This window comes from Paenibacillus sp. SEL1 (genome assembly GCF_054602535.1).
On record NZ_CM137723.1, the window covers coordinates 5,056,025 to 5,077,025 of the forward strand.

Genomic DNA, 21,001 nt, shown 5'->3' on the forward strand with positions numbered 1-21,001 from the left:
AAAAACAAAGGATGTCCCAACAACCATGTACGTGATGTTGGGACATCCTTTTATTATATATTCATACGGCTTTCAGGTTAGAGTTTGCAGATACCTCTACTCGCCTTGAGGAACGGTCAAGCCCAGACCATCCGCTACACGGCGTCCATATTCAGGATCAGCTTTGTAGAAATGTCCGATCTGACGCAGTTTGATTTCATCACTTTCTACCGGCTTCATCGCATTTACGATGTTTCGGACCAGACGTGCACGCTCTTCTTCACTGAGCAAGCGGTACAGGTCGCCCGGCTGTGTGTAGTGATCGTGATGATCGTAGGCTACACTTTGAGCCTCACCAGACACTTCAAAAGGAGCAATTTTGTGCGCAGGTGATTCTTTGGGTCCACCGAGGCTATTAGGCTCATAATAAACAGATCCTCCGCCATTGCTGTCACTGCGTAATGCACCATCACGTTGGTAGTTGTGTACTTCCGCATGCGGACGGTTAATCGGCAACGAGTTATGATTTGCACCTACACGGTAGCGATGTGCGTCGCCGTAGGCAAACAGGCGTCCTTGCAGCATTTTATCCGGGGATGCCTCAATACCAGGAACAAATGAACCCGGAGAGAATGTCGCCTGCTCTACTTCAGCAAAGTAGTTCTCAGGATTGCGATTCAGTACCATGCGCCCAACCTCAATCAGCGGATAATCCTTTTGAGACCATACTTTTGTCACATCAAATGGATCAAAGCGATACGTATCTGCATCTTCTACAGGCATAATCTGCACATGAAGTTTCCATGCCGGAAAATCACCTTTTTTGATGGCATTAAACAAATCTTCTGTATGATAATCCGGATTTTCACCGGCAATTTTCGCAGCCAAATCCACATCAAGATTTTGCACACCTTGCTCCGTTTTAAAATGATATTTCACCCATACTGCCTGTCCTTCGGCGTTGACCCACTTGAACGTGTGACTACCGAAACCATGCATATGTCTAAGTGTAGCTGGAATACCGCGGTCAGACATAAGGATACTTACCTGATGCAGCGATTCAGGAGATAAGGACCAGAAATCCCAAACTGCATTTGGGTTTTTCAGATGGGTTTGGGGATGACGTTTTTGCGTATGAATAAAGTCAGGAAATTTAATGGCATCCCGAATAAAAAACACAGGTGTATTATTGCCCACGAGATCATAGTTGCCTTCTTCTGTATAAAACTTCACCGCAAAACCACGTGGGTCGCGTACAGTATCGGACGAGCCCAGCTCACCCGCCACAGTAGAAAAACGGATAAACATCGGTGTACGCTTGCCCACTTCAGACAAGAAGCTTGCTTTTGTATATGCAGACAAATCATTAGTGACTTCAAAATATCCGTGCGCCCCTGCACCTTTTGCATGAACGACACGTTCCGGCACACGCTCCCGGTTAAAATGCGCCAGCTTCTCCAGCAGATGCACATCCTGAATTAGTGTGGGACCCCGTGAGCCTGCTGTGATCGAATTTTGATTATCTCCAACAGGAGCGCCCCAGCTTGTAGTCAGGTTCGTTGATTGGTTACTCATGATTGAAATCACCTCTTGAATGAATTGGTTAACTATGTGCCTTTCACTATAAATTGTGCACAAACAAAAATCAATACTTTTTTATAATTATTATAATCTAGGATTTAGAATTAGTTTAAAATCATAAACAAAAAAGCAAGCCCCATAAGGCTTGCCGTAAATGCAGTACTGTATTTATTCACCAATATATATGTTTCATTTTTACTTTCTATAATGATTACTTTGATCACTTCTCGAAGTTTTGCCATTGAGGCTTTCAGACAATATTCATGTAGAATTCATCATAAAATCATAATAGCAGCCGCTTCCTATCAAGAAAATCCAAGATATCCTGAACCGACTGGATTACCTCTCGACCTTCAGTAGATACGATTAGATCAGGTTCCAGCGGTGCTTCATAGGGAGCATCAACCCCCGTAAAATGATGAATTTCTCCGGCACGCGCTTTCTTGTACATTCCTTTTGGATCGCGTCGCTCACATTCCTCCAGGCTGCATTGTATATAAATCTCATAGCAACCTTCCTGCTGTAAAATCTCCTTTACCATTTCACGATCTTCACGATAAGGGGAAATGGTGGCGCAAATCGTTAGAACACCTGCATGTGCCATTAGCTTTGCAACTTCAGCAATACGGCGGATATTTTCTTTACGGTCAGCGGGCAGGAAACCTAGATTCTGATTTAAACCGTGCCGAACATTATCACCATCCAAAATAAACGTGTGTATGCCTCGTGCGTATAACGCTTTTTCAAGTGTGGAGGATACCGTTGATTTTCCCGAACCAGACAGCCCTGTAAACCAAAGCACCGGACTTTTATGGCCATTCAAAAGCTGACGCGTTTGCTTATCAATATCGGACACATGCCAGGTTATATTCGAAGATGGATTCATTCAGCACCTTCCTTTTTCATGAAATATTATAGTAAAACAGTTTTTATGCACTGCCTTCACTTCAAGAAAGAACATTTTTAAAGCTATTTAAAGTATGTTGGTCTGCTTTGTGATCCAACACTGCAAAAACAATCCGGTCAAACAGCAAACCATATCCTTCATCTATAAGCACTTGCTTGAACCAGAGGGCAACCTCTTCTGGCTTATTGCGAAATACCCCGCAACCATAGGCTCCCAGCACAAGATGTTCTACACCGTTTTGCTTAGCCATTCCAAGAACGTAACGGATCCGCTCCAGCATCACTTCCCCAATCCGATTCACCTGCTCTGGCTCCCGTTCTCGCACAACTCCAGCATTTACAGCAGGTGCGGTCAGGAAGTCCACTTGATATGGCTTCTCCAGCAATGTTCCCTGATCATCCCGAAATATCGGAACTTCAGGCGAATAAATCATATAATCTGAATAAAAACAGCTCCGCAGCTTCCGATTATGTCCATACATCTCTTCCATTTGTGAAATGCAAGGATATAACGCTGACGAACGAGCCAAGCTTTCTTCTTGAGCCTGGCTGCCTCCGAGAAATCCACCTCCCGGGTTTTTAGCTGATGCAAAATTCAAACACGCCACGTGGGTCAGCTTCTCCTCTACCTGGAGTCTGTATGCCGCCTGTAACGTGCTTTCTCCCGTAATTTCCAATTTTGCAATAATCGTCTGTTCTTCTATGCGGGAAGAAGGCCCCAATATACTTTTTATTCTTTGCTCTGTTTCTTGCTTTACAGCTACCAGTTGAGAAGGTGTATATAACTTCGAGCCTGTGACCGCATTTCCTATCTCTTTTGTCATATTTACTTGAACCTGTTTGATATTCGTGTAATATCCATTCTCCAAAATGGATAGTGTCTCCTGCGCCATATGTGATCGTGCATCCCGGTTACTCCGGGAATTCATTGTATTTCTCATGGTGACTATTCCTCCTTTTGCAATACATCCTCACGTAAATTCGTCAATATTTCCCCAAGCCAGTTCGTGCCACGCCATAGCTTGCGGTTCCGTATACGAGCATCGCTCTCAGCTAAGCCTACACCCCAAATGGTGTCGGTTGGACTAGCCTCAACCAGAGTGGTTCCTTTCGTTTTAAGCAGGTGCTTGAGCAAATTGGGATTTTGGGTAAACTTGGCGTAATTACCGTCATATACAAATTGCCGGCAATTGGCCTCCCACAAGGATTGGTCAAATCCGCGCACACTGCGGCCCCGGGCTTTTTGCTCCCTTGGGGTGGGGGCTTGCATAATTTTCAGGGCCGCCTCTTCATCCCCAAAAAGCTGTGCTTTTTTCAACATCATATATTGCTCGGCACAGTTAAACTCCAATCCATCCACGACAAAATCAGAAGGATACCATTGCGAAAAAGGCGAATGACTGCGATAAAAAAATGTAAACTTTTCCATAAAGATTCCTCATTTCATATTCCTTATACTACATAAAACGCGACCGAGGCTTAAATCGGTATAACTTGGACGGACGATGTCCAGCCGCCTTTCTATACTCATTGGTTTCTTCCACGAGATCAGCTATTTTGCGACGAAAAGCTGCGGCCAACAGCTCCTTACCTAGAATAATTTCATACACCTGCTGAAGCTCACTCAGTGTAAATAGAGCTGGCATCAGGTGAAACGCGATATCTGTGTATTCTATTTTGCTGCGCAGACGCTCTATACCGTACGCAATAATTTTGGCATGATCAAAAGCAATTCCTTGTGACTCCAGCACCTCTCGCTTGATTTCAATGGTTCTTCCCTTAAGAATTTCAGTTATTTTTACTTTGGCTGATAGATGGATGTCCCCATGCTTCAATGTGATATCAATGTCTTGTTCCCATGTGTAACCTTCCGGCTGCTTCGTCCGCGTTTCCTGAGCTACGCTGTAATCCAGCTCAAACCATTGGGCATCAGCGGCATCATCCCCCGCCTGTACCTCCAAGGAATCGTGATCCACCAATGCCATGTAAGCGCAGCTGATTACCCGCATACGAGGATCACGTGCCACATCTCCCCAAGTATATAGCTGCTCCATATAAATCTGATCCACATTCGTTTCCGTTTTAAGCTCGCGTCGTGCAGCCTCTTCCAGACTTTCATCTATACCTACAAAACCACCCGGCAACGCCCATTGCCCTATATAGGGATGCTCCCCTCTTTGGATCAAAAGAAGCTGAAGGGTCTTCTCCGGCAGCTTCCGGTAATTTTGTTGGAGCTGATCCATTACCGTAAATAGCAGCATATCTACCGTTACGGATGGGCGCTCATATTCATTCGCATCATACAGGGCCAAGAACTCCTCTTCCGTCAAGCCACTGTGATTATGTTTCGATCCATCTGTCACTTGCCTCACCTACCTGTTCATATATGGGTCATTTGTCGCTTTTAATTCAAAAGTGACGAATGCTCTATGTAACTTTTAATTTGAATTAATTGATAAAAACAAAATGTTAATATCAATACAGTAATATATAAAAACTGCTTCGTCAATAGGGTGTATAGTCCTATTTTTAATCATTTGATAGTACTATTAGACTGTTTACTGAATTTCACTTGTTGCTTATTGTCATATCATGTATGATGTTTTGGTCAATATAGGAAACACAACATACTAATCACGTAGGGAGAAGATCTAATTGTCTAACCAGTTTAATCCGCAATTCAATCAGCAAGGAGCACCATCCAGACCAGCCCCTGTTTACCCGCCTCCTGTATCATTCAAGGAGTGGATGATCAGTTTACTTCTGATGGCTATACCGGTAGTTGGACTTATTATGCTGTTTGTGTGGGCATTTAGCGGCTCGACTAATCCGAGTAAAGCTAACTATGCTAAAGCAGGCCTTCTTTGGGCAGCTATTGTAATTGTGATCTATATCATTATGGCTGTTGCTCTGTTGCCTGCCATCATAAGTTCATTGAATTCAAGCAGCTACTATTGATTCTGATTACATAGCAAAATAACCTTCCGATGAATAACCTGATCATCAGAAGATCTTTAAACTAAACTGCCGATCTCATCGGCAGTTTTATTTGATTTCTTTTCGCTTTACTCTTTTATTTTCACAGCATAACGATTCATCATTCCCGGCATCCCCTGAAAATCAAGTTTGCCATGATCGATCAACTGTTGAATCCGGTATTCCAAAAAAGTATCGCTTCTTGGCTGCGACCACTGCGTTAAAGCTTGACCTATTATTTTTCCGGTGTTCACAAATTCCAGATTATCAGCTAACTGTATCTGGCTAATCATATCCAGCAAGGCCTGATCCAAATAATCCTCCGGCACATGAACAATACGGTCATTGTCCCATAATCTCAGGACACTATCTTGCTCGCTAAGCTCCAACCACTCCCGTTCGTATCGACGTCGGTCTTCCATACACACCACATAAAGTTCATCTTCACTTCGCTTAATGAACCGTTCGATTTCTTTCGAATGCACCACGCCCATGGATAAAGGGAATGGACTCTCATTATATAAATAATCATCCGGTTCCCGCTCCAAGGTATCCGTGACATTAATGACTCGAATAGGTGTAGCTCTGTTGCGCAAGAGATATAATGCAAAGCGTAATCCAACCTGCTCGTCAGCATTAGAGCCACACCAGATCGTGATCGACTTATCATCCGGAATTTCACTAAGGGTAACCATCATCTGTTCAATACGCTGCTCCCAATTGGCGTAATGAAAAAACTCATAATGCATCATCCGTTCAGCCAACCAGCTGTGACGGTTTTCTTGTCCTTCTGATGTTTCCAGCCTCCACAATGGTCCTATGGAAAACTGATCATTAAAAGTCAGCACGATACTCTCAAGCCGCAATCCTGCACCCGAAAGTCCTACCTTCATCGAGCCTGCGGCAGACTGAGAAAACAATAGATGCACATGCCTCTCCCGGGTGCGTTCATGCTCCAGGTGTTCATTTCGGCTCGTTTCCACATCATTTGCCCACTGTTTCAATATAGGAATAGCCCATTCAGGATTTTTGTCTGATAAGGCTGCAGCCTGCTCCAGTACACTACGTACAAAACCTCTAAGTCTTCGACCCTTAAAAACCTCATCATAGTCTTCATCAAAATTCGGTTCATTATGAGATAACAACAAATCACTACCTCCTCTTATCAAATTCAATTCAAACTTGTCTTTCGACCAGAAATATCTTTAGAATAGGCGTATAGCTATCACTTCTTACTCTACAATAAAATACCACAGATTGGTTACTCGACTGGAGGAAAAGAAATGACATCGGAGTGGCAGAGATTACAGACCAAACTGCCGGAATGGGTAGAACAAAGCCGTCATGAGTATATTCATGGCAAGGTAGCAGCATATATTCCTGAGCTGTCCAAAGCCCCGGCCGACGCGCTGGGTGTTGTTGTAATGAACGGTGCGGGTGAAACTGTGGTAGCCGGAGATACGGAAATCCAATTTACGATGCAAAGTATCTCAAAGGTATTTACGCTCATTCTGGCCTTGATGGATAATGGAGAGGACGTTGTCTTCTCTAAAGTGGGTATGGAGCCTACCGGAGACCGTTTTAATTCCATGCTAAAGCTAGAACTAGTTGAACCGGGCATTCCGTTTAACCCACTGATTAACGCCGGAGCAATCGCAGTCTCCTCTCTGATTCGCGGGAACAGTCCAGAAGAGAGATTTGCCCGTGTTCTCCAATTTTTCCGCCTGCTTACCCACAATGACACATTGGAATATGATCAGGATGTCTACGATTCAGAATCAGCTACAGGCCATTTGAACCGTTCCCTTGCTTATTTTCTAATGGAAAAAGGAATTTTAAGAGGTCATGTGGAGGATGTGCTTGAAGTTTATTTCAGACATTGTGCTGTCAAATTGAACTGTACTGATTTAGCTCGTATGGGACTTGTATTAGCTTACAATGGTCGAGATCCAGTGACAGGTATACCGCTGATTCCCCGCCGCTATGTACAGATCGCCAAAACATTTATGACGACATGTGGCATGTATGACGCCTCAGGGGAATTCGCCATTCAAGTCGGACTACCTGCCAAAAGCGGCGTATCAGGCAGTATTATGACGATGGTACCCGGACGATATGGCATTGGACTGGTTGGACCTTCTCTGAACCGTATGGGCAACAGTACAGCTGGTGTACACTTGCTGGAGAAGATGTCTCGGGATTTGGACTGGAGCTTGTTCTAAGTATACGAAAAAAGGGTATTCCCAGCCTTTACGGCTTAATAGGAATACTCTTTTTTGTTACGTGCCTTCTTTGTTACGAGATTTGACCGTTAATCAGTTTAATTTGAATGCGGAACGGATCAGCTACATACTTGGCGCCCTCGCGTTCTTGCACTCCATAGCCTGCTGCCTCTAAACGAGCGACAATGGCATCCAATTCCTTCTGATCTGGTACGATCAATTCAAAATAATCCAATCCGGCAGCGTGCTCAGGAGCTGGTGGGGCTCCTTCACCTGCCCATATATTCAAGCCCATATGGTGGTGGTAACCACCTGCGGAAACGAACAAGGCTGAAGAGCCATACCGACACGTAATGTCAAAGCCAAGCACATCGCAATAAAATTGCTGTGCTTTGAGCAAATTAGACACATGGAAGTGGACGTGTCCGATTACCGTTCCCTGAGGTAGTCCCTGCCAAGGTAGATTTTCGGAAATCGCAACCAAGTCTTCTGCATCCACGGGATCTGTTCCCATCATGTAAAATCCATTAGCATCCTTTTTCCATTGATCACGGGGACGATCTGCATAGATTTCAATTCCGTTATTATCGGGATCATGGATATATAGGGCTTCACTTACATCATGATCTCCCTGTCCGATTTCAATCTCATGAGCCAGCAGATTACGTAAGGACAGGCCCAGAGCTACACGGTTTGGTAGAAGAATAGCAAAATGATATAACCCGGCAGCAGATTGACGCGGCAGAATAACTGCATTTTCAATATAGTTAAGGATCAGTAGCGCATGCTTCCCATCGACAGTCAATTCAGCGGTATTCGCCGTTTGACGCAGTAGCTGAAAACCAACCACCTTTGTATAAAATTGAATAGAACGCTCCAAGTTACTAACTTTTAATGAAACCTGTCCAATTTTGGTGTTGTCATGTATATGTGCTGTCATGAGATTTCCCTCTTTCTACATGAATTGGAGGACTAAACAATCAAAAATTACTTTTCTGTTGACTCACGACGCCCGAACAAAGAGTCCAGAGACAAGCGAGTCGTTGGTGCAAATACCAGATGAAGAGCTACCAGAATAAAAGCAATATCCAGCTCATAGCCAGCGCCTTGACCATTCCCCATCAACCCGCCGGACAGTTTTGCTGTAAAAATGGCGCCGATCAAAACAATAACCAAAAGCCCAGATACATAACGAGTAAGCAATCCAAGAATCAATGCAATCCCGCCGACCAACTCAATCACCGCAACGACATAACCTAGAAATCCTGGAACGCCAATGCTGGCAAACCAGCCTGCTACATTACCCAACCCCATTTGGAATTTAGCAATTCCGTGTGCCAAAAACAAAATTCCCAGTGCCACCCGCATAATTGTAGAAATGTTTCTGCTTGCTGAACTCATGTTTATCTCTCCATTCTGTTTGTTTATTACACTCATACAAGTGCATATGAATAATTAATTTATATTACTAATAATTTGGTTAAAAAAATAATCCTGTCTGAATCTATGCCGCAACACATTAGTGTGAATCAAACTCGAATTATTAGTAATAGGAATAATTATTTTGTAATGTGAATTTATCATAAGAAACTGTAGTCTGTCAACAAATTATTTGGTATGATAAATATTAAATTAGTATACATTATATTTCCTTAAAGGAGGAACGTTCTATGAGTATAGGATGCAACATACGCGCTGCTCGTAAACGTAAAAATTTATCCATCCAGCAAATATGCGAACGAACCGGACTATCGCAAGGGTTTATGAGTCAAGTAGAAAATAATAAAACCTCCCCTTCCATCGCTACATTGGATAGTATCGCTAATGCGCTTAAGGTCCCTCTCGCTTTTCTGCTTCTTAAAGATGAGGAACGGATGCAAGTAATTCGCAAGGACGAGCGCCGTAAAACCTTATATGGTAAAAACAACCTCCAGGTTGATCATTTGGGAGGGCAAGGAAACGTTAAAATGATGCTGGTGGACATGCCGCCAGGCTCGTCTACAGAAGAGGAGCATGCTCATGGGGGAGATGAGATTCATTTTATCTTGGAGGGCACGGTATACGTGGAGCAAGGCGAGGATTCGGCTACTCTGGAAGCAGGGGATTCCTTTAGCTGGAGAGCAGCTATCCCCCACTATGCCAAAAATGTGGGAGATAGCAACGCCCGAATTCTGATCTCCGTGTTTCTCGAAGCAGATAATGACGCTTAATCGATATTTACGCAAGCACGAAGTAACAAAAGTACAAATTCCATTAAAAAAGCGCGTACCGGAAGTATCTTTTACTTCAACGATCCGCGCTTTTATATTTTAACTTGCTTTTTGCTGCTCTTAACTTATTCCATCGCCTGCTGGGCATCTGTACGCGATTCCCACGGTAACTTGAAGGTTTTCATAATTTGTTTGGTATCGGCCGGGAATCATTCCAGATCTATCTCTTTTTGGCTGCGTCAATGTCTCCAGGATTCAGACCTTCCCATATGTTCGGGATACTAACAGTCTCTGGATGCTCAAATACGAGAAACGCAGTCGGCAAATACCGCTCTCCGTATTCAGAAGAAGGCTTGTTCACAATGGCATTATCCTTGACGAGCACCGTTGAAGAACCTCCATCCAGATTAGCACCGATAACCGCTCCATGTTTAAGCAAAATATTTTGCATATCATACAAGTTGGCACCAATGCTGTACCCAGGCTGACGACCGTCGATGGTCACGAATATAATGGCCCCGTCTGCTCTTTGCCCCATTGCGGTACGGGGAGCAATTCCCCACCCCTCGCTTGCATTACGAATCAAACCTTTCCCATTCACGATTAGGCGTGGTTGAAAAGTAACCGCTTCTTGTACATTCATTTTGGACAACTCTGACAACGAATAGTGACCGGCTATCATTTTTCCCTGTTTATCAATACCTACGATTTGAACAGAGGCATTTTTGCCCATATCATTGTAGTATATCTCTCCCTGGGAAATGACAACGCCAATCGGTTTAAAACCATTCCCATTCCAGTTGGGATCGGCAAAGCCACCGCCATTTACGCCAGCAACAGCCCCTAAACGCTCGACCATACTAGATACCCTTTCTCCCCTGCCGACCTTGGCAGGAACCCCGAGCCGAATTTTAGTGGGGTCATGAACCGTCATAACATAGCCATGATAGTTACGGCCCGATACCTCTTCCACTTCAACCAGCGGCGTTTGTTGTACTTTGGTCGGTATCAGATCAGGCAGATTGATTGTATGTCTGTCCTTCTCCTCACCCATCGCTTCAAAACGGGCCGAATATTCAGCCACACGTTTTTTCGCCTCTTCTTCACCGATAAAGTACTTCGCCCAGTGACGATGTTGGGTCGTGATCAGCGTATCCGCAGCCAAATAGCGCATGTCCTTGCCAGATGACGTTAAGAACAACCACGCACCGCCCCCTATTCCTGCTACCAGGAATACAATAAACAGTCGCAGTATAAAACGACCGAATTTTCCTTTTCGTTTCTTTTTTCTATTTTTCTGCCTGCGAGCTACTGCACGCTTTGGCAAGACTTCCGGTTTCATTCATCATCTCTCCTGTTATTGGTGACTTCTATCTTATTCATCACTATGGCCCATCAAATGATTCGTAACGATAGGCAGCGACATCTAACGACAATATCATAAACTAATTTTGTAGAATGATAGTGTCAATTTTTTAACAGATTCATCCACTCTGAAAAAAATACAGGAAAAAGTCCTCCACATGAATGTGAAGGACTGTAATTAAGGGTACTCTACGCTTTTTACGGAGCAGCCTCTGGTTCGAGCAGCATGAACAGTTCTTTCATCTGCTGTCGCTTGAGTTTGGGACTAAGCACATACAATGTATCGCCCGGTTCAATCACCGTCGTGCCTCTCGGGGCAATAATTTGCTCGTTCCGAATTATGGCTGTGAATAAAATATCTTCAGGCAACTGTATATCCTGAATCGCTTTGCCCGCAATCGACATCCCTTTTTGTACCTGAATGTGGTTGATTTCCGAAGTGGTTTTTCCCAGAGAAACTAATTCCAGCAGTGAAGGAGATGACGTCTCGTTAGGGTCCATCAAGCCAAGCTTCACCGCTAGCCACGAAATAGTGGTACCTTGAATAATCGCAGAAGTGAGCACGACGAAAAATACAACATTAAAAAACAAGGGTCCTACATCCATCTCATCCAGTAAAGGATAGGTTGCTAGTACAATAGGTACCGCCCCCCGCAGTCCTGCCCAGGATAACAGTGTCTTCTCGCGCACAGAGTACCTAGAAAAAAGTAAGCTTAGGAATACGCCTATTGGACGAGCCACGAGCATGAGGATGAAGGAGAGCGCCAAGCTTTGCCACGCAATGCCCAGCAATTGATCGGGAAAGACCAATAGCCCGAGCAGGACAAACATCATAATCTGCACCATCCAGGCGAAACCATTGTTAAAATGGATAATGGATCGCTTGTAGGTCAAGTCGGAATTTCCCAAGACAATGGCCATGACATAAACCGCCAGCAATCCGCTTGCCTCCAGTAACGATGCCGCCGCATACGTCAAGACCGCAAATGCCAGCGCCATCACAGGATACAAACCGGATGAATCAAAATTCATTTTATTAATCGCATATACACCTATGCGTCCGAGTACAAAACCAACGACTAAACCGAAACCCATTTCCCATAAAAATAACAAGATATGTATCCAAATGGATTGCTCAGGGTGATGTATCAGCTCAATCAATGTTACCGTGAGAAATACAGCCATCGGGTCATTACTGCCGGATTCCGCTTCGAGCGTTGAGGTAATTCGTTTTTTGATGTTTTTACCTCCTAGAACGGAAAACACGGCCGCCGCATCGGTCGATCCGACAATAGCGCCAAACAGCATGGATTCCATCCAGCTTACGCCTAAAATAAACTTGGCGCATACGCCAATAACTACGGTCGTAATGATGACCCCTAACGTTGATAATGACATTGCAGGTCGAATAACCGGCTTAACATCTGCAAACTTTGTCTGCATCCCGCCTTCAAACAAGATTACAATGAGCGCGAGAATGCCAACTAGCTGTGTGATAAAGGCATTATCAAAATAAATAAACTGACTGAGCACCATACCTACGGCAATAAACAAAACGAGCGCAGGCATACCGAAACGGCTGGAAAATTTGGTAGTCAGCACGCCGACCAGCAGCAAGCCGGACAGCAAAAGTACAATCAAATTAATAACGGTTGTCTGTTCCATACGGCTTCTCCTATCTTGAAAATAGATGTTCAATTTTTCGCCTTCTATCTATATACCCTCAAATCACACAGAATACTAATCCTAAATAAAAAATTATATAATAAAATCAAAAAATCCAGCTCATGGTTTGTGCTAAATCGCACTCCATGAGCTGGTTTGTATATTTTTTATAGAGCTTAAGCAGAGACTATCGTCGTGCTTTAGGCTTTAGGATGAATCATATGCGCAGGTACAACATATTGATCGAACTGTTCTTCAGTCAACAGTCCGCTGCGGAGTGCCGCTTCTTTTAGGGACAGCCCTTCTGCATGTGCAAGTTTGGCGATTTTAGCGGCATTTTCATATCCGATATGTGGATTCAATGCCGTCACCAGCATCAGCGAATTATTTAAATTGTGCTCAATTTTAACGAGATCAGGCTCGATGCCAATCGCACAGTTGTCGTTAAAAGCAATCATGGAATCGGTCAGCAGATGAACAGATTGCAAAAAATTGTAGATGATTACTGGCTTAAACACGTTAAGTTCAAAATTACCCTGACTCGCAGCAAAGCCGATAGCTGCATCATTACCCATTACTTGCGTAACGACCATCGTCAGTGCTTCACTCTGAGTCGGATTCACCTTACCTGGCATAATGGAGCTACCTGGCTCGTTAGCAGGAATCGTGATTTCGCCCAAGCCGCTACGCGGACCACTTGCCAGCCAGCGAACATCATTGGCGATTTTCATCAAATCAGCCGCGAGCGCTTTGACTGCTCCATGTACGGCCACCACTTCATCGTGGCTGGTCAGTGCATGAAATTTATTGGGTGCGGAAGTGAACGTTTTGCCAGTGAAACTAGAAATTTCCGCAGAGGTTCGGGAGCCGAACTCTGGATGAGCGTTAATTCCTGTCCCCACCGCGGTTCCGCCAATCGCCAGCTCCTTCATGTATTGCACCGTGTCGATGATAATTCGCTTGCTCTTGTCCAGCATAGCATACCAGCCGCTTATTTCCTGACCCAGCGTAAGCGGTGTCGCATCTTGTAAATGGGTTCGCCCAATTTTTATAATATCCTTGAATTGCTCTGACTTCTGTTGAAAAGTCTCTTTCAGCCTATCAATGGCAGGCAACAAACGGTCCTCCACTGCAATGACACCCGCTACATGAAGCGCCGTAGGAAACGTATCATTTGAGCTTTGCGACATGTTTACATCGTCATTGGGATGCAGATTCGTATCTTTTCCCTGCTCTTGTAACCATTGGCTTCCCAGATGAGCAATCACTTCATTTACATTCATATTGGACTGCGTACCGCTTCCTGTCTGCCATACAACCAACGGGAAATGGTCATCAACCCGCCCTGCGAGAATTTCGTCCGCTGCATAAATAATGGCGTCCTGCTTCTCCTGTGATAACTTACCCAGCTTATAGTTACTGATCGCTGCGCTTTTTTTAAGCACCGCGAACGCCTGTATGACCTCTAATGGCATTTTCTCCGAGCCAATCGGAAAATTTTCCTTGCTGCGCTGTGTTTGCGCTCCCCACAGACGGTCTGCCGGTACCTTGATTTCACCCAACGTATCCTTTTCGATGCGGTAGTTCAACTCATTTCCTCCTCTTGGCCTATGTAATTCAGACAAAATATGGTGCTCTCTTGCCTATTATACATTAAATTTCAAATGTTATCATTTATTTTGCAAGCGCTTTTTTACAATGAGGTCAGAGGAGGCAAAAGGAGATTTCGGCTACTATCCTGGGTCACAAAGTTCAGCTAATGGTGATATTGCTTTTGCCATGGACTTCTTTTCTGCCCAGTAGCTTGTTCAGCGCATCGATGTAAGCTTTGGCGCTAGCTTCCAAAATATCAGTACTTGTGCCTCTTCCCAGAGCTGTGTACTCACCTTGCCTCAAAATAGCGTGTACTTCCCCCAACGCATCTTTGCCATATGTTACAGATTGGATCGAATAATCCTCCAACTCCACCTCTTCACCACTGGCCTTGTCTATAGCATGGAAAATCGCATCTACAGAACCGTTACCCATTGCTACTTCATCAATTGCTGTCCCATCTTGTTTACTCAGCCGAATGGATGCGACTGGAACCGACTGATTGCCATAAGACACCTGAATGGAATCCAGTGTGTACATTTGAGGTGAGGCATTGCGGCTTTCGTCCATCAGGACGTGCAAATCTTCATCTAGCACCTGTTTTTTCTTATCCGTCAAGGCCTTGAATTTGCGGAACGCCTCTTGCAGCTGTTCCTCCGTCAAAGCATCAAACCCCATGTCCGCCAGTTTTTCTTTAAATGCATGTCGACCCGAGTGCTTGCCCAACACAAGTTTACTCGTCTTCAGCCCAATACGCTCAGGGGACACGATCTCATACGTTGTACGCTCTTTAAGCATTCCGTCCTGGTGTATACCGGACTCGTGAGCAAACGCATTGGCTCCAACAATGGCCTTGTTTCCCGGTACCGACATCCCCGTACGTTTGCTCACCAGTCGACTGGTGGCATACAGCTCCTCCAAAACCAGACTCGTTTGTGCACCATAAAGCTCAGTTCTGGTATCAAGGGCCAGTGCAACTTCCTCGATAGGTGTATTTCCGGCTCGCTCACCGATTCCATTGATGGTACCTTCAAATTGATCTACACCATTACGGATGGCCGCCAGCGTGTTAGCTGTTGCCATGCCAAGATCATCATGACAATGTGTGCTGAGTTGTATTTTTTCGATACCGGGCACTTGTTGCTTTACAATTCTAAACATTTCACCGAACTGATCCGGCGAGGCATATCCCACCGTATCCGGTAAATTGACGACCGTCGCTCCAGCACGAATCGCCATATCCACGACTTCACAAATAAAGTCCAGCTCGGTACGACTGGCGTCCTCTGCTGAAAATTCTACCTTGCTGAAATACTTGCGTCCATAACGAATGGCAGCAGCAGCGGTCTCTAATACTTTCGCTTTATCCATTCGCAGCTTATGTTGGCGGTGAATGGGTGAGGTAGCCAGGAACAAATGAAGACAGGTATCCTCAGCTCCTCGTAGCGCCTCTCTGACTGCATCAATATCCTGTTCTTTCGAGCGTGCAAAACCAACCAGTGTTGCTTGGGTAACCTGTTTGGCAATCTCCTGCATGCTGATAATCTCACCAGGCGAGGTTGCTGGAAAGCCGGTCTCAATCCGATCTACGCCTAATTTTTGCAGCTGAAGAGCAATTTCCACCTTTTCTGTGCTGGTTAAGCTAACTCCTGGTGATTGCTCTCCATCTCTTAACGTTGTGTCCAACACCCATATTTTGCGCATACAGATACCACCTTTGGTTTGATTTTAGGAGATGCTCAAGTAAAAGGCTCAAAGATCATCATATTCATCTGATCATCTGATGTTTAAGGATAAAAAAATTATGAACTTCCCATATGCTTTTGCAGCTCCAGCTTGGTGCCGTCCAAATGTTGAATGCTATAAAGTTCGGCAGCCTTGCCATCCTGATCCCGGATTGCTTCATATATTTTTTCATGCTGCAGAGTAAAATGATTTTGCATCGCTGGATCGGTAATGAGATTGTTCAATGCCTTGCGAATGGCCTCTACAAAGCTGCCATATACGTCTGTAAGCACCTTATTGCGTGTAGCTCCGGCAACAGCCAAGTGAAAAGTGATATCCGCATCTAGGTACCCAGTCAAATCTCCAGCGGCCAAAGTTGCAGCACGACGGTCCAACGCCGCACGCATTAAGCGTAAATCCTCGTCATTACGACGTAATGCAGCCAATCTGGCAATCTCTAGTTCCAACACACTCCGCACTTCATAAACCTCAATAATTTCAGCACGGCTTAGACGGTAATCCAATGGCTCTTGAGAAGTCGTCGGTTGGCAGACAAAAGTTCCGTGTCCTTGCTTTTTCTCTAATAGACCGGCATGCACCAGAACGCTAACCGCTTCACGTACTGTAGATCGCCCGACTCCGAATAGCTTCATGAGCTCAGGCTCGGTTGGAATCTTAGTGCCCACATTCCATTCACCAGCAGCAATTTTTCGTTGCAGCTGTTCTGCCACTTCATCGGCAATTTGCTTACGTTTGACGGCTTGAAAAGGAAAATTCATCTGATCATCTCCTGTTTCGTATCATACTATGACTGCTTGTCATTCTGCAACCTTTTTCGTCCTCCTTCCCCATTGGTGCTTACCTATGCTTATATACCCAAATAAAGCCTGCACCGTTGGACACGATACAGGCCTATAAGGATAAATTTAAATGTTAGGATTTCGATTTATTAGGTGTAATACAATACAAACGGCTGGTTGCTTCAAAAATATGGCCTGGAGCCAGTGCAATCAATCCGATCTCCTCTGCTGGCAGGTCCGGACGATTCGGTGCATTGATCATGTTCATTTGCGGCTCAGGACAGATGAATTCCTTGTTCGCTTTGTTATTCCAGATCATCCAATGCTTATAAGCTGTGCCTACATCGTATACGAGGGTAGCACCTGTCTTACTGTGTGTCAGTTCCATGTAGTTGCGTCCATTTTGCGGAGCTGCCGTGTAATGATTATCCATAGAGGCAAAATAAGGACTAACTCCCGTCGTCTTCAGCAGTTCCTCTTCCGGAGATAAAGGCTGGAACTGACCTGTGGCCAACAACCGTTCCGTCAGCTCACGACGCTCACCGATTGTGACCTTAATCTTGTAATCCTCAGGCGAGCTATCGGGTACGAACGGAACGCGAATCGCTGTGTGAAAGGCAAATAAGTTGGGGATCGGTTGATCGCCCTCGTTATGGATCACATAACGCTGATGCAGGCCAAATTCGTCCAGGCTGTACGTTAACTTCATGGTAAAGGTGAAGGGTAAATAGCGGAACATGGGATGTCCTTCCCTTACATGCTGATTCATTACCACATAGCTACCTTGCTCCCCAGAACCGTAGTCCTCAACCTCCCACCGAACAGTGTGTAAAAAGCCGTGCAGATGGTTGTGGGTCGCCTCTTCATTTATCGGCAGCTCATATGTAACACCATTCCACAGGAATTTTCCATCCTCATACCGATTCGGAGGAAACAGGAAAGGAATTCCGTAAACGGACGGACTTTGCTTAAAAGCCTCTATGCTCTCAGCATCTGGCTCACGCAGAAAAGAATATCCCGTTTCATTGTCACGAAAAGAAATCAGATTTGCGCCGTTTCCCGGCAGGGCAACTGCTTCATATCGTCCAAATTTAAGACGAATCGCCGGTATTCCATAATAAAGATCACCAATTGCAGCATGTTGTTGTGTCATCAAAAAATCCTCCTTGATGAAATGACGATGTTTAATGAAAGCGTTTAGCTTTTGGCTTGACTATACCATGCTGAGCAAAAAAATTCCACGTCCACACAAAAAACGATGCCCCGCAAGGCATCGTCCTTCACACATCACTACACATAACGGCCCTGTTTGGGTACAGCCATGTGCTCAAAATCTCCCGCCAGTCGCTCCAGCTGATCTGTCAGCTCAGCACCATGCATGTAATGACCATGTCCTGTGACTGCAATCTCAGGCTTTAACTTGGCCAGCATTTCCACCGAACGCTGCGCAGCTTGCCAATCTGTCGTAAAATACGCAGGAGGCCCATGTATTTCTTTTTCCTGTAAAATAACGGCCAGTGCCGATTCCTGTTTCACCGTAATAAAAGCGTCACCGGCCACCATTAACCTTCTTCGCTCATGAAAAAGCGATACATGACCAGGTGTATGTCCTGGCGTATGCAGCCACTTCCAACCAGGGGCACCGGGGACACTGCCATCTAGGGGCAGTGATGTGATGCGATCATCGAGATCTATAGCATCATTAGGGTATAAGAAGGAAATGCTCGACATTAAACCTCCCCCTACACTAGGGTCAGGTTTTTGATAATCCTTCATTCCCGTCAAATAAGGTAATTCCAAAGGATGTGCATAAACAGGTGTACCCCAATGCTGTACCAACTCAATAACCGAACCTACATGATCAAAATGACCATGTGTAAGCACAATAGCGATCGGAGGGCCAGTGAACCGTTCCTCTGCCAGGCGTATAATCGAGTCTGTAAATCCTGTCATCCCCGTATCCACCAGCACCCAGGAACGGCTTCCCGGCTCCCCAATAAAACACATATTTACAAACAGCGTCCGTAAGCTCAGGAGATCGGGAGCAGCCTCTTCATTTGCCGTCATTCCTTCGGTGAACAGATGATTTGCCAAAGCTTCACCCTCCTATTCACATGGAATTTCCTGTTAACATCGACCTTTAGGCTTCCCCCATGTCAGCAGATTATGCGGACACTGCTAAATATAATCCGCTTGTCACGAAAATAGACCATGTTTACATTACTCGGGTAATTTGCTCCATGCCGTATCTAGCAAATAGTCGAACAAATCATCGTTCTCTTCAATCCAGCTATCCATTTGCAGCATCTCTTCCTCCACCCGTGGCTCTCCCGCAAAATGGAGACTGTAATCCCATTCCTTTCCCCTTTTGCTGTGGAATGTGATTTCATATACAGAACTCTGTCCCTCTACTTTAAATACCACTTGGCCCAGATAAGCACCATTCTCATCTTTTGTCATTTGTGCCTGTTGAATATGTACTTCTTTCACTTCCTGAGGTGAATTTTGCTCTGTCATTCATCTATCCGCCCTTTCATTTTCACTAAATAGTACCAAAACTGATTTGTGAACCTTTTCGTTACATTGTACAATATATAAGCTATGTGTGGAATTTGCAAAAAAACTGTGCAAGTTACCCAAGCCTTGTTTAAGGCTTTTCGTGAAATGGAGGAAAGTTACATGTCAGATTTTCAACAAAAATTGCAAAAATATGCCGAGTTAGCCGTTCGGGTCGGCGCCAATGTCCATCCTGGGCAGACACTCATCGTTCATGCACCAATTTTGTCCGCCGAACTCGTGAGACTTATCGTCAAATCAGCGTATACTGCTGGGGCCAAGCTAGTTACAGTAAAATGGAGTGATGAGACTATTACTCGATTACAGTATGAACTAGCTCCTGATGAAACTTTTAATATTGCTCCCAAATGGTACGCAGCCGAAATGACTGAAGAGGTCGAAAATGGCGCAGCAGTACTGCATGTCATTGCAGAAAATCCGGATTTGCTTCAGGGAATTCCGTCCAGCCGAATTACTGCTGCCCAGCGTGTGCGGTCACATGAATTACGTCAATATCGTGAGTATCAAATGGCCGACAAATTCAGTTGGTCTCTGATTGCTTATCCTTCAGCAGAGTGGGCTGCCAAAGTATTCCCTGATCTGCCAGCTTCAGAGCAAATGGATAAACTGTGGGATGCCATTTTCAGCACCGTGCGTGTGGATCTGGATAACCCTGTGGAGGCGTGGAAAGAGCATTTGAAAACCCTTTCCAGCAAAGCTGATATTTTAAATGCCAAACGCTATAAAAAGCTGCATTATCTGGCTCCAGGCACAGACCTCACCATCGAATTGGCAAAAGATCATCTGTGGGTAGCAGCCGAAAGCGTCAACCAACAGGGACATACTTTTGTAGCCAATATGCCTACCGAGGAAGTGTTTACAGCTCCGCTCAAAACGGGAGTGAACGGTAAGGTCAGCAGCACCAAGCCACTTAGCTACAGCGGAAATATCATCGACAACTTTTCATTGACTTTTGAAAATGGACGTATTGTCGATGTACAGGCAGAAACCGGTTTGGAAACTCTTCAGCATCTCGTAGAAATGGATGAAGGTTCACACTATCTGGGGGAGGTTGCTCTCGTACCTCACAAGTCACCTATCTCTGATAAAAATATTTTATTTTATAATACGTTGTTTGATGAAAATGCCTCTAACCACTTGGCCATCGGTAATGCTTATGCATTTAACCTTAAAGGCGGCAAGGATATGACTCAAGAGCAGTTGGCTGCCAACGGCCTGAATTCCAGCCTGACTCACGTCGACTTTATGATCGGTTCAGCTGAAATGGACATTAACGGCGTTACCGAGGACGGTACTGAGGAACCTATCTTCCGTAAAGGAAATTGGGCGATCTAACACGGCAAAAAAGGCTCCCACCGCTTTATGCGTGAGAGCCTTCTTGCTTCTTCCTATAGGCTATGTT

The 21,001-nt window shown here is 44.9% G+C and carries 20 protein-coding genes; 4 read left to right on the forward strand and 16 right to left on the reverse strand.

Annotated elements, in window-relative coordinates:
* Positions 1-96 precede the first annotated feature (96 nt).
* The 5 genes from katA to ACYCSE_RS23090 all read right to left on the reverse strand — a co-directional run bounded on the left by katA (position 97) and on the right by ACYCSE_RS23090 (position 4,829).
* The gene (katA, locus tag ACYCSE_RS23070) at positions 97-1,554 is read right to left on the reverse strand and encodes a catalase KatA (RefSeq protein WP_459700122.1); all 1,458 of its coding nucleotides are present in this window, start codon (positions 1,552-1,554) and stop codon (positions 97-99) included.
* A gap of 289 nt (positions 1,555-1,843) precedes the next feature.
* Positions 1,844-2,446, reverse strand: coding sequence for an adenylyl-sulfate kinase (gene cysC / locus ACYCSE_RS23075; RefSeq protein ID WP_459700124.1), 603 nt, complete (start codon positions 2,444-2,446; stop codon positions 1,844-1,846).
* A 61-nt stretch (positions 2,447-2,507) separates the two neighbouring features.
* Complete coding sequence (locus tag ACYCSE_RS23080) at positions 2,508-3,407, reverse strand: TIGR02452 family protein (protein WP_459700126.1); 900 nt, start codon at positions 3,405-3,407, stop codon at positions 2,508-2,510.
* A 5-nt stretch (positions 3,408-3,412) separates the two neighbouring features.
* Positions 3,413-3,895: an NADAR family protein gene (locus ACYCSE_RS23085; protein WP_023988856.1), complete on the reverse strand. Its 483-nt coding sequence runs from the start codon at positions 3,893-3,895 to the stop codon at positions 3,413-3,415.
* A gap of 28 nt (positions 3,896-3,923) precedes the next feature.
* The gene (locus ACYCSE_RS23090) at positions 3,924-4,829 is read right to left on the reverse strand and encodes an NUDIX hydrolase (RefSeq protein WP_053325541.1); all 906 of its coding nucleotides are present in this window, start codon (positions 4,827-4,829) and stop codon (positions 3,924-3,926) included.
* A gap of 292 nt (positions 4,830-5,121) precedes the next feature.
* Here ACYCSE_RS23090 and ACYCSE_RS23095 point away from each other — a divergent pair, with 292 nt between their 5' ends.
* Positions 5,122-5,424, forward strand: a complete 303-nt coding sequence (locus tag ACYCSE_RS23095; protein WP_254347401.1) for a hypothetical protein — start codon at positions 5,122-5,124, stop codon at positions 5,422-5,424.
* A gap of 107 nt (positions 5,425-5,531) precedes the next feature.
* Here ACYCSE_RS23095 and ACYCSE_RS23100 read toward each other — a convergent pair whose 3' ends face one another.
* Positions 5,532-6,590 (reverse strand): DUF1835 domain-containing protein, encoded by a 1,059-nt coding sequence (locus tag ACYCSE_RS23100; RefSeq protein ID WP_459700130.1) that lies wholly within the window; start codon positions 6,588-6,590, stop codon positions 5,532-5,534.
* A 135-nt stretch (positions 6,591-6,725) separates the two neighbouring features.
* Here ACYCSE_RS23100 and glsA point away from each other — a divergent pair, with 135 nt between their 5' ends.
* Positions 6,726-7,664, forward strand: coding sequence for a glutaminase A (glsA, locus tag ACYCSE_RS23105; RefSeq protein ID WP_061828299.1), 939 nt, complete (start codon positions 6,726-6,728; stop codon positions 7,662-7,664).
* Positions 7,665-7,737: 73 nt separating this feature from the next.
* On the opposite strand, the gene ACYCSE_RS23110 is transcribed toward glsA, so the two are convergent.
* On the reverse strand, positions 7,738-8,604 hold the full coding sequence (locus ACYCSE_RS23110) for a VOC family protein (RefSeq protein WP_459700132.1): 867 nt from the start codon (positions 8,602-8,604) through the stop codon (positions 7,738-7,740).
* A 47-nt stretch (positions 8,605-8,651) separates the two neighbouring features.
* A complete protein-coding gene (locus ACYCSE_RS23115; protein WP_061828297.1) occupies positions 8,652-9,065 on the reverse strand; it encodes a DoxX family protein in 414 nt (137 codons plus the stop codon).
* A gap of 269 nt (positions 9,066-9,334) precedes the next feature.
* Here ACYCSE_RS23115 and ACYCSE_RS23120 point away from each other — a divergent pair, with 269 nt between their 5' ends.
* Positions 9,335-9,874, forward strand: a complete 540-nt coding sequence (locus ACYCSE_RS23120) for a helix-turn-helix domain-containing protein (RefSeq protein ID WP_250268463.1) — start codon at positions 9,335-9,337, stop codon at positions 9,872-9,874.
* Positions 9,875-10,094: 220 nt separating this feature from the next.
* Here ACYCSE_RS23120 and ACYCSE_RS23125 read toward each other — a convergent pair whose 3' ends face one another.
* From ACYCSE_RS23125 to ACYCSE_RS23160, 8 genes are all read right to left on the reverse strand, one after another.
* Complete coding sequence (locus ACYCSE_RS23125; protein WP_254349602.1) at positions 10,095-11,216, reverse strand: phosphodiester glycosidase family protein; 1,122 nt, start codon at positions 11,214-11,216, stop codon at positions 10,095-10,097.
* Positions 11,217-11,437: 221 nt separating this feature from the next.
* On the reverse strand, positions 11,438-12,904 hold the full coding sequence (locus ACYCSE_RS23130; protein ID WP_061828294.1) for a potassium/proton antiporter: 1,467 nt from the start codon (positions 12,902-12,904) through the stop codon (positions 11,438-11,440).
* 200 nt (positions 12,905-13,104) lie between these two features.
* Entirely contained in the window at positions 13,105-14,493 is a 1,389-nt protein-coding gene (fumC, locus tag ACYCSE_RS23135; RefSeq protein ID WP_459700135.1) for a class II fumarate hydratase, read from the reverse strand.
* A gap of 163 nt (positions 14,494-14,656) precedes the next feature.
* Positions 14,657-16,201, reverse strand: coding sequence for a 2-isopropylmalate synthase (locus tag ACYCSE_RS23140; RefSeq protein WP_254349604.1), 1,545 nt, complete (start codon positions 16,199-16,201; stop codon positions 14,657-14,659).
* A 98-nt stretch (positions 16,202-16,299) separates the two neighbouring features.
* A complete protein-coding gene (locus ACYCSE_RS23145; protein WP_061828291.1) occupies positions 16,300-17,001 on the reverse strand; it encodes a FadR/GntR family transcriptional regulator in 702 nt (233 codons plus the stop codon).
* A 154-nt stretch (positions 17,002-17,155) separates the two neighbouring features.
* Positions 17,156-18,175: an aldose 1-epimerase gene (locus tag ACYCSE_RS23150; protein ID WP_013310435.1), complete on the reverse strand. Its 1,020-nt coding sequence runs from the start codon at positions 18,173-18,175 to the stop codon at positions 17,156-17,158.
* A gap of 137 nt (positions 18,176-18,312) precedes the next feature.
* Positions 18,313-19,116, reverse strand: a complete 804-nt coding sequence (locus ACYCSE_RS23155; RefSeq protein ID WP_069289645.1) for an MBL fold metallo-hydrolase — start codon at positions 19,114-19,116, stop codon at positions 18,313-18,315.
* A 126-nt stretch (positions 19,117-19,242) separates the two neighbouring features.
* Positions 19,243-19,539, reverse strand: a complete 297-nt coding sequence (locus tag ACYCSE_RS23160; protein ID WP_061828288.1) for a hypothetical protein — start codon at positions 19,537-19,539, stop codon at positions 19,243-19,245.
* A gap of 162 nt (positions 19,540-19,701) precedes the next feature.
* On the opposite strand from ACYCSE_RS23160, the gene ACYCSE_RS23165 reads away from it, so the two are divergent.
* A complete protein-coding gene (locus ACYCSE_RS23165) occupies positions 19,702-20,934 on the forward strand; it encodes an aminopeptidase (RefSeq protein ID WP_069289646.1) in 1,233 nt (410 codons plus the stop codon).
* The last annotated feature ends 67 nt before the right edge of the window (positions 20,935-21,001 follow it).

Coding starts and splice junctions, on each gene's coding strand:
- katA (WP_459700122.1), bottom strand. CDS start 1,554: ATGAGTAACCAATCAACGAACCTGACTACAAGCTGGGGCGCTCCTGTT.
- cysC (WP_459700124.1), bottom strand. CDS start 2,446: ATGAATCCATCTTCGAATATAACCTGGCATGTGTCCGATATTGATAAG.
- ACYCSE_RS23080 (WP_459700126.1), bottom strand. CDS start 3,407: ATGAGAAATACAATGAATTCCCGGAGTAACCGGGATGCACGATCACAT.
- ACYCSE_RS23085 (WP_023988856.1), bottom strand. CDS start 3,895: ATGGAAAAGTTTACATTTTTTTATCGCAGTCATTCGCCTTTTTCGCAA.
- glsA (WP_061828299.1), top strand. CDS start 6,726: ATGACATCGGAGTGGCAGAGATTACAGACCAAACTGCCGGAATGGGTA.
- ACYCSE_RS23110 (WP_459700132.1), bottom strand. CDS start 8,604: ATGACAGCACATATACATGACAACACCAAAATTGGACAGGTTTCATTA.
- ACYCSE_RS23115 (WP_061828297.1), bottom strand. CDS start 9,065: ATGAGTTCAGCAAGCAGAAACATTTCTACAATTATGCGGGTGGCACTG.
- ACYCSE_RS23120 (WP_250268463.1), top strand. CDS start 9,335: ATGAGTATAGGATGCAACATACGCGCTGCTCGTAAACGTAAAAATTTA.
- ACYCSE_RS23125 (WP_254349602.1), bottom strand. CDS start 11,216: ATGAAACCGGAAGTCTTGCCAAAGCGTGCAGTAGCTCGCAGGCAGAAA.
- ACYCSE_RS23130 (WP_061828294.1), bottom strand. CDS start 12,904: ATGGAACAGACAACCGTTATTAATTTGATTGTACTTTTGCTGTCCGGC.
- ACYCSE_RS23140 (WP_254349604.1), bottom strand. CDS start 16,201: ATGCGCAAAATATGGGTGTTGGACACAACGTTAAGAGATGGAGAGCAA.
- ACYCSE_RS23145 (WP_061828291.1), bottom strand. CDS start 17,001: ATGAATTTTCCTTTTCAAGCCGTCAAACGTAAGCAAATTGCCGATGAA.
- ACYCSE_RS23150 (WP_013310435.1), bottom strand. CDS start 18,175: ATGACACAACAACATGCTGCAATTGGTGATCTTTATTATGGAATACCG.
- ACYCSE_RS23160 (WP_061828288.1), bottom strand. CDS start 19,539: ATGACAGAGCAAAATTCACCTCAGGAAGTGAAAGAAGTACATATTCAA.
- ACYCSE_RS23165 (WP_069289646.1), top strand. CDS start 19,702: ATGTCAGATTTTCAACAAAAATTGCAAAAATATGCCGAGTTAGCCGTT.